At 35.1% G+C, this 13,220-nt stretch carries 13 protein-coding genes; 9 read left to right on the forward strand and 4 right to left on the reverse strand.

Features of this window, described 5'->3' with window-relative positions; genetic code table 11:
• The first annotated feature begins 62 nt into the window (after positions 1-62).
• Positions 63-947 (forward strand): SPFH domain-containing protein, encoded by an 885-nt coding sequence (locus tag EGX96_RS05895; protein ID WP_000052520.1) that lies wholly within the window; start codon positions 63-65, stop codon positions 945-947.
• A gap of 91 nt (positions 948-1,038) precedes the next feature.
• Here EGX96_RS05895 and EGX96_RS05900 read toward each other — a convergent pair whose 3' ends face one another.
• The 4 genes from EGX96_RS05900 to EGX96_RS05910 all read right to left on the reverse strand — a co-directional run bounded on the left by EGX96_RS05900 (position 1,039) and on the right by EGX96_RS05910 (position 4,335).
• Positions 1,039-1,155 carry a putative metal homeostasis protein gene (locus tag EGX96_RS05900; RefSeq protein WP_000818733.1) on the reverse strand — a complete coding sequence of 39 codons (117 nt, stop codon included), beginning with the start codon at positions 1,153-1,155 and terminating at the stop codon, positions 1,039-1,041.
• Between the two features lie 367 nt (positions 1,156-1,522).
• Positions 1,523-1,693 (reverse strand): hypothetical protein, encoded by a 171-nt coding sequence (locus EGX96_RS11100; RefSeq protein ID WP_000768357.1) that lies wholly within the window; start codon positions 1,691-1,693, stop codon positions 1,523-1,525.
• 341 nt (positions 1,694-2,034) lie between these two features.
• Positions 2,035-2,775, reverse strand: coding sequence for an amino acid ABC transporter ATP-binding protein (locus EGX96_RS05905; protein ID WP_000189496.1), 741 nt, complete (start codon positions 2,773-2,775; stop codon positions 2,035-2,037).
• Between the two features lie 9 nt (positions 2,776-2,784).
• Positions 2,785-4,335, reverse strand: coding sequence for an ABC transporter substrate-binding protein/permease (locus tag EGX96_RS05910; protein ID WP_000722379.1), 1,551 nt, complete (start codon positions 4,333-4,335; stop codon positions 2,785-2,787).
• 135 nt (positions 4,336-4,470) lie between these two features.
• Between EGX96_RS05910 and EGX96_RS05915 the strand changes: the two genes are divergently transcribed.
• From EGX96_RS05915 to sufU, 8 genes are all read left to right on the forward strand, one after another.
• On the forward strand, positions 4,471-6,354 hold the full coding sequence (locus tag EGX96_RS05915; RefSeq protein ID WP_000710515.1) for a DUF2207 domain-containing protein: 1,884 nt from the start codon (positions 4,471-4,473) through the stop codon (positions 6,352-6,354).
• A 45-nt stretch (positions 6,355-6,399) separates the two neighbouring features.
• The gene (locus tag EGX96_RS05920; protein ID WP_000905327.1) at positions 6,400-7,239 is read left to right on the forward strand and encodes an undecaprenyl-diphosphate phosphatase; all 840 of its coding nucleotides are present in this window, start codon (positions 6,400-6,402) and stop codon (positions 7,237-7,239) included.
• Positions 7,240-7,358: 119 nt separating this feature from the next.
• On the forward strand, positions 7,359-8,114 hold the full coding sequence (gene mecA / locus EGX96_RS05925) for an adaptor protein MecA (RefSeq protein WP_000425371.1): 756 nt from the start codon (positions 7,359-7,361) through the stop codon (positions 8,112-8,114).
• 1 nt (position 8,115) lies between these two features.
• A complete protein-coding gene (locus EGX96_RS05930; protein ID WP_000612108.1) occupies positions 8,116-9,276 on the forward strand; it encodes a glycosyltransferase family 4 protein in 1,161 nt (386 codons plus the stop codon).
• Positions 9,277-9,440: 164 nt separating this feature from the next.
• A complete protein-coding gene (gene sufC / locus EGX96_RS05935) occupies positions 9,441-10,211 on the forward strand; it encodes a Fe-S cluster assembly ATPase SufC (protein WP_000114502.1) in 771 nt (256 codons plus the stop codon).
• A gap of 36 nt (positions 10,212-10,247) precedes the next feature.
• Entirely contained in the window at positions 10,248-11,510 is a 1,263-nt protein-coding gene (gene sufD, locus EGX96_RS05940) for a Fe-S cluster assembly protein SufD (RefSeq protein WP_000031280.1), read from the forward strand.
• 1 nt (position 11,511) lies between these two features.
• Positions 11,512-12,744, forward strand: a complete 1,233-nt coding sequence (locus EGX96_RS05945; protein ID WP_000173341.1) for a cysteine desulfurase — start codon at positions 11,512-11,514, stop codon at positions 12,742-12,744.
• The gene (sufU, locus tag EGX96_RS05950) at positions 12,731-13,174 is read left to right on the forward strand and encodes a Fe-S cluster assembly sulfur transfer protein SufU (RefSeq protein WP_001218456.1); all 444 of its coding nucleotides are present in this window, start codon (positions 12,731-12,733) and stop codon (positions 13,172-13,174) included. Before EGX96_RS05945 ends, sufU begins: the two co-directional genes overlap by 14 nt.
• Positions 13,175-13,220 lie beyond the last annotated feature (46 nt).

Consider the following 13,220-nt stretch of genomic DNA (forward strand, 5'->3'; position numbering starts at 1 on the left):
TTGAAAATTTTGACAAATTGTGTTAGAATTGTTTTAAAACATTCATACAAAGGAGATTTATGATGTCATTAATTATTCTTACGGTTATTTTGGTTTTAGTGATTGTTCTGTTGATAACTTCTTTATACGTTGTTAAACAACAGACAGTAGCCATCATTGAACGCTTTGGTAAATATCAAAAGACTGCTACTAGCGGTATTCATATTCGTGTACCATTGGGTATCGATAAGATTGCAGCACGAGTGCAGTTACGTCTTTTACAGAGTGAAATTATCGTTGAGACAAAAACAAAAGATAATGTTTTTGTCACTTTAAATATTGCTACACAATATCGTGTCAATGAAAATAACGTTACAGACGCTTATTACAAATTAATAAAGCCAGAAGCTCAGATTAAATCTTATATCGAAGATGCTTTGCGTTCATCAGTACCTAAACTTACATTAGACGAGCTATTTGAAAAGAAAGATGAAATAGCCTTGGAAGTTCAACATCAAGTGGCAGAAGAAATGTCAACATACGGCTACATCATTGTTAAGACTTTAATTACTAAGGTTGAGCCAGATGCAGAAGTAAAACAATCCATGAACGAAATCAATGCTGCACAACGTAAACGTGTAGCAGCTCAAGAATTAGCGAATGCTGATAAGATCAAAATTGTAACTGCTGCAGAAGCAGAAGCAGAAAAAGATCGTCTACATGGTGTGGGTATTGCGCAACAACGTAAAGCAATTGTAGATGGGTTAGCTGATTCGATTCAAGAATTGAAAGATGCTAACGTGACATTGACAGAAGAACAAATCATGTCTATCTTGTTAACAAATCAATATTTAGATACTTTAAATACATTTGCTATTAATGGTAATCAAACGATTTTCTTACCAAATAACCCAGAAGGTGTTGAAGATATTCGTACACAAGTTTTATCTGCTCTTAAAACAAGATAATGAACTTTTTATAGAAGCAAAATAACCAGAGCATTTGCTCTGGTTATTTTGTGTCTGACTTATTTATTATAATTGGAGAGACGGAAAAAAGTTATTTTTTACCGTAACGTTTGTACTCATGAATGATTTTCAGAGCACGTTTTCTAGTTTTAATGTTAGGACTTTTAAGTCTGCGATAGGCTGACGATAGGTCTGTTTTTTCAGCCATGATTACCTCCTATAGACAATTTATTAACGTTAACAGACACCAGTATACCACAAAAAAATTAACTGGTAAAGTACTTTGTTGATAAATTTAAAAATAAATAGCAAAGTAATTAAATATCAATCAAAAGTAATAAGTTCAAAGATATATTAAACCTTTATTAATGAGGTTTGGATTTGACAAGTGATGTTAAGTGAAAGATGAATGAGGAAAATACCCAACGAGAAAGTAGCTAATGGCTATCATTGTGCATATAAAAAAACGATCGATGAGTGATCGTTTTTCAGCAAACTAAATAATTATTTTTAATGTAATTGAATGAAAATTTATACTTGTGAAAGTGTATCGGTTAAGTTAATAAGGTCAGTTTTTATTTATCGTAAGCACTTAGGAAGTGTTTTGGAGCATACCCACGAGAGTAGACAAATCCGGCATCACGTGAAGGATAAGACACTGTGTCTGCCTTCGCAAGACTTGCTAAAGTAGCTAATAATAGAGTGACAGCTGAAGCTGCTGTTAAAACACTGATTTTAAGTTTCATTATAAAATCCTTTCAAAGATAATAAACTATTCTTGCACAGTGGTTAGTTCATTTTGTGCATACTATATTATATCATCAAAAGCTCATTCGAACAACATGTTTTTAATTTTAAACAAATATATGATTAATCAAATATCGCTTAAAATTAAAAAATGAGATTTAGTAACTTATTTAATAGTATACAATCCAATAACGACTGTCTAATTTGATCTATAGTTGAAGCTAGTCGTGGATTTCACTAAAGATGTAGCAATAAAAAATCCCCTCCAGTTCCATTGCAATGATGACAATGACAAAACCTGTAGGGGTATAAATAGTCTATATTTAAATGTGAATAAATTTTATTTTAAGAAGCGTTGTAGAAATTCCTTAGTTCTTTCTTGTGTTGGATTTTCGAAAAGTTGTTTAGGAGTACCCTGCTCTGCAATGATTCCTTTGTCCATGAAAATAACGCGGTCTGATACTTCTTTAGCAAATTCCATCTCGTGTGTCACAATTATCATTGTTAATCCAGATTTAGCTAGATCTTGCATTGTTTTAAGGACCTCACCAACCATTTCTGGATCCAAGGCTGAAGTTGGTTCATCAAAAAGTATAGCTTCTGGGTTAACAGAAAGTGCTCGGGCGATTGCGACACGTTGCTTTTGCCCACCTGATAATTGTTTTGGTTTAGCTTTCCAATATTGCTCAGTCATGCCAACAGCATTTAAGTTTTCTTTAGCAATCTTTTCAGCTTCTTGGCGTTCACGTTTTAGAACAGTAGTCTGTGCGACAATAGCATTCTCTAAGATATTTAAATTTTCAAAGAGGTTAAAAGATTGAAAGACCATCCCAAGTTTTTCACGATAATTATTTAAATCATAGCCTTTTTCAAGAACATTGTGACCGTGATATAAGATTTCTCCTCCACTTGGTTCTTCTAAGAGGTTAATAGAACGTAGGAAAGTTGATTTTCCTGATCCAGAAGAACCAATGATAGAAATAACTTCGCCTTTGTTGACCGAAAGCGAAATATCTTTTAACACTTCATTGCTTCCGTAAGATTTTTTCAAATGTTTAATTTCTAAAATAGCTTGTGTCATACCAACCTCCTAGACTTGTAATTGATTCGCACCGGTTGTGTAATTATCTGAATCAAAACGTTTTTCAATGTAACGTAAGATACGTGTTACGGTGAAGGTTAAGATGAAGTAAATAATCGCAATAATGGTGAATGTTTGGAAATATTGGTAGGTTTGTGTTGCAACAGTATTACCAGAGAAGTAGAGTTCGACAACAGAGATAACGTTCAGTACAGAGGTATCTTTGATATTGATAACAAACTCATTACCAGTAGCTGGGAGTATGTTACGTACAACTTGTGGTAGAACAATTTTTCGCATGGTTTGTCCGTGGGTGAAACCAAGTGCAGTTGCGGCTTCAAATTGTCCTTTATCAACAGAGAAAATACCACCACGTACAATTTCGCTCATATAAGCACCAGTATTGATTGAAACAATAAATATAGCTGCTAGTGTACGGTCCAGCGAAACTCCAAAAGCTTGTGCTGTTCCGTAGTAGATAACCATCGATTGTACAATCATAGGTGTCCCGCGGAAGACCTCAATATAGATGTTAAGTAACCAACCTAATAATTTTTGTAAGGCAGCCTTTAACTTATTGTCAGATTTTGGTGCTGTACGGAAAACACCGATGAGAAGGCCGATAAATAATCCGACGATTGTTCCTACCATAGAAATTAGGAGGGTTGTAGCTGTTCCTCTGAGGAATTGAGAACCATTGTTTTTTAAAATAGTTGCCATCTGTTCAAAGAAGTTTGGTTTCCCATTTTTTTCCTTTTTAACGGATGGCTGTTCTTTAATCATCTTATCCATCAAGGCGATTTGTTTATCTCTAGAAATGCTTTCGAGAACTTGATTAACTTGATTAATACGATTGTCACCTTTACGCATCCCAACAGAAATATTTGTATCGGCATCAGATGTTTTAAACCCTTGGTGCAGTTCAATCATTTTTAATTTAGGATTAGCAGTTTGAGCGGAAGTTGCATCTGGACGTTCTGAAACATAGGCGTCTACAACACCAGATTCTACAGCTTGTCTTAATTGATTGAAGTCCCCCATGGCAACTTCTTTTTTGACACCATTGATTTGATCAATGAGGTTGTATAAGTAGACTCCTTGTTGGGCAGTTACTTTAGCATTTTTGAAATCACTAATATTTTTAGCATTAGTATATTTTCCTTCAGCATTAACAACTAGAGTAGGTTCTGAAATGTAGTAAGGCTTTGAAAAATTAATTTCTTTTTTACGTTCTTCGGTAGGACTCATTCCTGCAATAATCATATCGAGTTTTCCAGAAGTTAGTGCTGGAACAAGGCCTTCCCATTTTGTTTTGACAACAACAACTTTTTTATTTAACTTTTTAGCTAACTTTTTAGCGACTTGTACATCATAACCATTAGCATATTGATCAGTTCCTTCAATAGGAACTGCACCATTTGTGTTATCATTTTGTGTCCAGTTGAAAGGAGCATAGGCTGCCTCCATACCGACACGTAGATATTCATCTGCTTGTATACTTGTCATACCTCCAAAGGTGATAAGCAAAGCAGTGAATAAACTTAGTAATATTTTTTTCATTCAACAGCCTCCGATAAGTTACTTCCTCCTATTTTACCGAAAAACAAGGTCGATTTCAATATCATTATCTTATTGAAAGCGATTAATTGTATTTTTATGTTAAAATGGTATACAAACAAAGGAAGGAGGATGATAATGAAGAAATGTTTTTTGGCTATTTGTTTAGCTCTTAGTTTTTTTATGGTTTCAGTTCAAGCAGATGAGGTGGACTATAACATTCCTCATTATGAGGGTAATCTAACTATTCACAATGATAATAGTGCTGATTTTACAGAGAAGGTTACTTACCAATTTGATTCGTCCTATAATGGACAGTATGTCACATTAGGTACGGCGGGTAAGTTACCTGACAATTTTGATATTAATAATAAGCCACAGGTTGAAGTTTCAATTAATGGTAAAGTAAGGAAAGTTAGTTACCAGATAGAAGATTTGGAGGATGGCTACCGTTTGAAAGTGTTTAATGGTGGTGAAGCAGGTGATACTGTTAAAGTCAATGTTCAGTGGAAACTAAAAAATGTTCTATTTATGCATAAGGATGTTGGTGAACTTAACTGGATTCCTATTAGCGACTGGGATAAAACGTTAGAGAAAGTAGATTTTTGGATATCAACTGACAAAAAGGTTGCTCTTTCTCGTCTTTGGGGGCACTTGGGTTATCTTAAAACTCCTCCTAAAATAAGACAAAATAATAATCGTTACCATTTGACAGCTTTTAATGTAAACAAACGATTAGAATTTCATGGTTATTGGGATAGATCTTATTTTAATCTACCTACAAACAGTAAAAATAATTACAAGAAAAAAATTGAATATCAAGAGAAGATGATAGAGCGTCATGGTTTTATCCTAAGTTTCTTGTTAAGGATATTATTACCTTCATTCTTTATTATTGTGACACTATTCATCTCAATTAGGGTGTTCCTGTTTAGAAAAAAAGTTAATAAATACGGGCAATTCCCTAAGGAACATCATTTATATGAAGCACCTGAGGACCTTTCACCACTAGAGTTAACTCAAAGCATTTATAGTATGAGTTTTAAAAATTTTCAAGATGAGGAGAAGAAAACTCACCTTATCAGTCAAGAACAACTCATTCAGTCAATTCTATTAGACTTGATTGATAGAAAAGTATTGAATTATGATGATAACTTGTTATCTCTAGCTAACTTAGATAGAGCTTCTGATGCAGAAATAGATTTTATAGAGTTTGCTTTTGCGGATTCTACGAGTTTGAAGCCAGATCAACTCTTTTCTAATTACCAATTTAGTTATAAAGAAACACTACGTGAACTGAAAAAGCAGCACAAGGCTTCAGATCTGCAAACTCAAATGAGACGCCGAGGAAGTAATGCCTTATCAAGAATTACGCGTCTCACAAGGTTGATTTCTAAAGACAATATAAACTCTCTTAGAAGAAAGGGAATTTCATCCCCTTATCGTAAAATGTCTTCAGAAGAGTCTAAAGAATTATCTAGGTTGAAAAGATTCAGTTACCTATCACCTCTTATTTCTTTTGTTGTTATAATTTATACGCTTTTTTTAAATTATTTTACCTATTTCTGTATCTATCTCTTATTGTTTGGTGTTATCCTGTTGTTGAATAAAATCATTTTTATGATGACAAGAAAAATAAGTAACGGTTATATTGTAACTGAAGATGGAGCAAGTCGTGTCTACCAATGGACTAGTTTTAGGAACATGCTAAGGGATATCAAATCGTTTGATCGTTCAGAGTTAGAAAGTATCGTATTATGGAATCGAATATTGGTTTACGCTACTTTATTCGGCTACGCTGACCGTGTTGAGAAAGCACTCAGAGTGAACCAAATAGATATTCCAGAAAGATTTGCAAACATTGATAGTCATCAATTTGCGATTTCAGTCAATCAATCTAGTAATCATTTTTCAACGATAACTGAAGATGTTAGTCACGCTTCTAATTTTAGTGTTAATTCAGGCGGTTCTTCAGGTGGTTTCTCAGGCGGCGGAGGCGGCGGAGGTGGTGGTGCCTTCTAATTTTCCAAAAGTATGGTATAATAAAGAAAAATTTATGGAGTTATTATGTTAATAATTGAATTACTCAAAGCCCTATTTTTAGGAGTCGTTGAGGGAGTGACAGAATGGTTACCTGTTTCTAGTACTGGCCATTTAATCTTGGTTCAAGAGTTTATGAAGTTGAACCAAAGCAAATCCTTTGTTGAAATGTTTAATATTGTTATACAACTTGGGGCAATTATGGCAGTTATTGTCATTTATTTTAAACGCCTTAACCCATTTCAGCCAGGTAAATCTGCTAGAGAAATTCGTTTAACTTGGCAATTATGGTTAAAAGTAGTGATAGCTTGTATTCCATCTATTTTAATTGCTTTACCATTTGATAATTGGTTTGAAGCTCATTTTAATTTCATGATCCCGATTGCAATAGCCCTAATCTTTTATGGTTTTGTCTTCATATGGGTTGAAAAACGTAATGCACACCTCAAACCACAGGTAACCGAATTGGCAAGTATGTCTTACAAGACAGCTTTCTTGATTGGATGCTTCCAGGTTCTCAGTATTGTTCCGGGAACCAGTCGTTCTGGAGCTACTATTTTAGGAGCAATTATTATTGGAACTAGTCGTTCGGTCGCTGCTGACTTTACTTTCTTCCTTGCCATCCCAACTATGTTTGGTTATAGTGGACTTAAGGCGGTTAAATACTTTTTAGATGGTAACGTCTTGAGTTTAGACCAATCTTTAATACTTTTAGTAGCAAGTCTGACAGCTTTCGTAGTTAGTTTATATGTTATTCGTTTCTTGACAGACTATGTCAAACGACACGATTTCACCATCTTTGGTAAGTATCGTATAGTCTTAGGAAGTTTACTCATCCTCTACTGGTTAGTTGTTCATTTATTCTAAAATATAACATAAAAAGCTGAGTATTCCTCAGCTTTTTAGCGTGTTAGGCTGTGAAAAATTGCTAAAAAATAGCTTTTTCGGTATAATAAGAAAACTGAATACTCGTATGAGGTGATGATATGGAAATGAAACAAATCAGTGAAACAACACTGAAAATTACAATTAGTATGGAAGATTTAGAAGATCGTGGTATGGAGCTGAAAGATTTCCTAATCCCTCAGGAGAAGACTGAGGAATTTTTCTATTCTGTCATGGATGAATTAGACTTGCCAGAAAACTTTAAAAATAGTGGTATGTTAAGTTTTCGAGTAACACCTAAAAAAGATCGCATTGATGTTTTTGTTACAAAGTCTGAATTAAGTAAAGATTTAAATTTAGAAGAATTAGCAGATTTGGGTGACATTTCAAAAATGTCTCCAGAAGACTTTTTTAAAACATTGGAACAATCGATGTTGGAAAAAGGGGATACGGATGCCCATGCCAAATTAGCAGAAATTGAAAATATGATGGATAAAGCAACTCAAGAAGTAGTTGAGGAAAATGTTTCTGAAGAACAACCTGAAAAGGAAGTAGAAACGATTGGATATGTTCACTATGTCTTTGATTTTGATAATATTGAAGCTGTAGTTCGATTTTCACAAACGATTGATTTTCCAATAGAAGCTTCTGAACTCTATAAAAATGGTAAAGGCTATCATATGACAATTTTGCTAGACTTGGAAAACCAACCAAGCTACTTTGCTAATTTGATGTATGCTCGAATGCTTGAACATGCTAATGTGGGCACAAAAACACGAGCTTACTTGAAAGAGCATAGTATTCAATTGATTCATGATGATGCTATTTCAAAATTACAAATGATTGAGATGGGATAAAATGATACCTTTTACAATTGAGTATATTTTTGTATTGATTGGAGCATTTTTATTATCAATCATTCTAACTCCTATTATTCGAGTTATATCTTTGAAGGTAGGAGCGGTTGATAAACCGAACGCTCGAAGAATCAACAAAGTACCAATGCCAAGTAGTGGTGGTTTAGCAATATTTCTCTCCTTTGTTGTAACAACATTATTTTTCATGCCAATGGCGGCCAGTAGACACTTTATAGAAGTCTCTTATTTTCACTACATTTTGCCTGTAATTATTGGCGGTCTCGTAGTTACAACAACAGGATTCATAGATGACATCTTTGAATTAAGACCTCGTTATAAAATGTTGGGAATTATTATTGCAGCTATTATCATATGGAAATTTACACATTTTAGATTTGATAGTTTTAAGATTCCAATAGGTGGTCCACTCTTGGAGTTTGGTCCTATTTTAACTTTCTTTTTGACAGTTTTATGGATTATTTCAATCACTAATGCTATCAATCTGATTGATGGTCTAGATGGTCTAGTTAGTGGTGTTTCAATTATCAGTCTAGCAACGATGGCAGTGGTTTCTTATTTCTTTTTACCTAAAATAGATTTTTTTCTCACGCTAACTATTGTTATTTTAATCGCCTCAATAGTTGGTTTTTTCCCTTATAATTATCATCCAGCCATTATCTACCTAGGTGATGCTGGTGCCTTGTTTATAGGATTTATGATTGGTGTATTATCGCTTCAAGGTTTAAAAAACTCCACAGCTGTTGCAGTGATAACACCTGTCATTATTTTAGGAGTTCCTATTTTGGATACAGCTGTTGCTATTGTGAGGCGTAAATTATCAGGGAAAAAGATTTCTGAAGCTGATAAGATGCACCTGCATCACCGATTGCTATCTATGGGATTTACACATAGAGGAGCAGTTTTAGTTGTTTATGGTATTGCAATTATCTTTTCGCTTATCGCTTTGCTTTTAAATGTTTCTAGTCGTATTGGGGGAATTTTTCTTCTATTGGCGCTACTATTAGCGATGGAAATTTTTATAGAAGGTTTAAATATTTGGGGTGAGAATCGGACACCACTATTTAATCTCTTAAAGTTCATTGGCAACAGTGATTACAGACAAAGTGTTATTGCTAAATATAGCGATAAGCATCAAAAATAAAAGCCTGAAAAGGCTTTTTTAGTTTTAATCATTTAGATAGCAGTCACACCTCATTTTTGCTATAATTATTTAGAATATAATATCGGGTGAGTGCCCTATAATATCTTCTTTAAACCATAGAGAAATATCACATATTCTCTGTTAACCAAGAAAAGGAGTGTACAATGTCTGTACTTGAAATCAAAAATCTTCATGTTTCTATTGAAGATAAAGAAATTTTAAAAGGTCTTAATTTAACGTTGAAAACAGGAGAAATTGCTGCTATCATGGGTCCAAATGGTACTGGGAAGTCGACACTTTCAGCAGCTATTATGGGAAATCCTAATTATGAAGTTACAGCAGGTGAAATTCTTTTTGATGGTGAAGATATTTTAGAGCTAGAAGTGGATGAACGTGCTCGTTTGGGTCTATTTCTTGCCATGCAATACCCTTCAGAGGTTCCAGGGATTACTAATGCTGAATTTATCCGAGCAGCTATGAATGCGGGAAAGGCTGATGATGATAAAATTTCCATCCGCCAATTTATCACTAAGTTAGATGAAAAGATGGAACTACTTGGCATGAAAGAAGAAATGGCGGAACGTTATCTTAACGAAGGTTTTTCAGGTGGTGAGAAGAAGCGCAATGAAATTTTACAACTCCTAATGTTAGAGCCTAAGTTTGCCCTCTTGGATGAGATTGACTCTGGCCTTGATATTGATGCTCTTAAAGTGGTATCAAAGGGAGTCAATGAAATGCGTGGTGAAGGTTTTGGTGCTATGATTATTACACACTATCAACGCCTTTTGAATTACATTACACCAGATAAAGTACACGTTATGATGGACGGGAAGGTAGTATTGTCAGGAGGACCAGAATTAGCGGTTCGCCTTGAGAAAGAAGGTTATGCTCAAATCGCTGAAGAGCTTGGTTTAGAGTATAAAGAAGAAGTCTAATTTGTCACTTCAACTAGAAGAGAAAAGGAGTTACAAATGTCTAAAGAAGCTATATTAAATTTTTTACAAGCCAAAGGTGAGCCTACTTGGTTACAAGAATTACGACTAAAGGCTTTTGAAAAAATAGAAGAACTAGAATTACCAGTAATTGAACGTGTAAAATTTCATAGATGGAATTTAGGTGATGGAACCATTTTAGAGAATGACTATACAGCTAACGTTCCAGATTTCACAGAGTTAGGAAACAATCCCAAGTTGGTTCAAATTGGGACCCAAACCGTCCTTGAACAAGTTCCTATGGAATTAATAGAGAAAGGCGTTGTCTTTACAGATTTCTATTCGGCCTTGGAAGAAATTCCAGAAGTCATAGAGCGCTACTTTGGGAAAGCACGTCCTTTTGAAGAAGATAGACTTGCTGCCTATCACACAGCTTACTTCAACAGTGGTGCAGTGCTTTATATTCCAGATAATGTTGAAATTACTCAACCAATCGAAGGTCTTTTTTATCAAGATAGTCAGTCTAAAGTACCATTTAATAAGCATATCCTTCTTATTGTTGGAAAGAATGCAAAAGTTAGTTACTTAGAGCGATTTGAGTCAATTGGTGATGGGACAGAACGAACAAGTGCTAATATTTCTGTAGAAGTAATTGCCCAAGCAGGTAGCCAAATTAAATTTGCTTCAATTGATCGCCTCGGAGAAAATGTGACAACGTTTATAAGTCGTCGTGGTCGTCACAGTAGCGATGCAACAATAGATTGGGCCCTTGGGGTGATGAATGAAGGCAATGTTGTTGCTGACTTTGATTCTGATTTAATTGGTGATGGAAGTCACGCTAATTTAAAAGTAGTTGCTGCCTCGTCAGGGCGTCAAGTTCAAGGAATTGATACGCGTGTTACAAACTACGGCTGTAATTCAGTAGGACATATTTTACAGCATGGGGTTATTTTAGAGCGTGGGACTCTTACTTTTAATGGTATCGGACATATTATAAAAGGTGCAAAGGGAGCAGACGCCCAACAAGAAAGCCGAGTTCTCATGTTATCAGACAAAGCACGTTCAGATGCTAATCCTATCCTTTTGATTGATGAAAATGATGTTACAGCTGGTCACGCAGCCTCAATTGGTCAGGTTGACCCAGAGGATTTATATTATTTGATGAGCCGAGGCTTGAACCAAAAAACAGCAGAGCAATTAGTTATTCGTGGATTTTTAGGAACAGTCATTGCTGAAATACCAGTAAAAGAAGTTCGCGATGAAATGATTGCCGTTATTGATACAAAACTAGAAAAACGTTAATATGACATTACTAGATAGTTATAAACTAAAGCAAGATTTCCCAATTTTAAATCAATTAGTTAATGATGAGCCGCTTATCTATTTAGATAATGCAGCAACGACACAAAAACCGAATCAAGTTTTAGAAGCTTTGCGAGACTACTACCAAAACGACAATGCAAATGTCCATCGTGGTGTTCATACTTTAGCAGAACGAGCGACTGCTCAGTACGAGAATGCTCGTGAAAAAGCAAGGCAGTTTTTAAATGCTAAATTAAGTAAAGAAATTTTATTCACACGTGGCACCACAACAGGATTAAATTGGGTAGCTAAGTTTGCCGAAAGTATTTTAGAACGAGGTGATGAGGTACTTATTTCCATTATGGAGCATCATTCTAATATTATCCCATGGCAACAAGCTTGCGAGAGAACTGGCGCTAAATTGGTTTATGCCTATCTAAAAGATGGTTCTTTAGATTTAGAAGATTTCTATAATAAATTATCCTCTAAAACTAAATTTGTTAGTTTGGCACATATCTCAAATGTACTTGGCTGTGTTACACCAGTAAAAGCAATAGCAGAACGTGTACATCAAGTTGGGGCATACATGGTTGTTGATGGAGCTCAATCAGCGCCACATATGGCGATTGATGTTCAAGACCTTGATTGTGATTTCTTCGCCTTATCTGGCCATAAGATGCTTGGTCCTACTGGTATTGGTGTTCTTTATGGGAAAGAAAGCATTTTAGATAAGATGCCACCTGTCGAATTTGGTGGTGAAATGATTGATTTTGTCTATGAGCAAAGTGCAACATGGAAGGAATTGCCCTGGAAGTTTGAAGCTGGAACGCCTAATATTGCTGGAGCGATCGCTTTTGGAGAAGCTTTAGATTATTTAACGGATGTTGGTATGGATGAGATTCATCAATATGAACAAAGTTTAGTTTCTTATGTGTTGCCTAAATTACAGGCTATCGATGGTTTAACTATTTACGGACCTAGTGATGCTGAATCTCATGTAGGCGTTATTGCCTTCAATTTAGAAGGTTTACACCCACATGATGTGGCAACTGCAATGGATTACGAAGGAGTGGCTGTTCGTGCAGGTCATCATTGTGCACAACCCCTTATTAATCATCTTGGTATCCATTCGGCGGTTCGAGCAAGTTTCTATTTCTATAATACCAAAGAGGATTGCGACAAATTGGTAGACGCTATCCAAAAAACTAAGGAGTTTTTCAATGGCACTCTCTAAATTAGATAATCTCTACATGGCAGTGGTAGCTGATCATTCAAAACACCCTCATCATCATGGATTTTTAGAAGGCGTTGAACAAGTGCAGTTAAATAATCCTACATGTGGAGATGTTATTTCCTTATCTGTTAAATTTGATGGAAATATTATTTCAGATATTGCATTTGCTGGTAATGGTTGTACAATTTCTACGGCTTCATCAAGCATGATGACAGATGCAGTTATTGGGAAAACAAAAGAAGAAGCATTGCAGCTTGCTGATGTATTCTCCAAAATGGTTCAAGGCGATCAAAATCCAAAACAAGAGAAACTTGGGGATGCAGAGTTTCTAGCTGGGGTATCAAAATTTCCACAACGTATCAAATGTGCTACGCTTTCGTGGAATGCTTTAAGAAAGGCTATTGAGAGAGATAATCAGGCAGAACTCTGACAACCATAGTTGAAGGAATTACATTTAAACAACTTTTACTGACATA

Origin of the sequence: Streptococcus sp. FDAARGOS_520 (assembly GCF_003812685.1) — a bacterium.
In the GTDB taxonomy this organism is placed as follows: Bacteria; Bacillota; Bacilli; order Lactobacillales; family Streptococcaceae; genus Streptococcus; species Streptococcus agalactiae.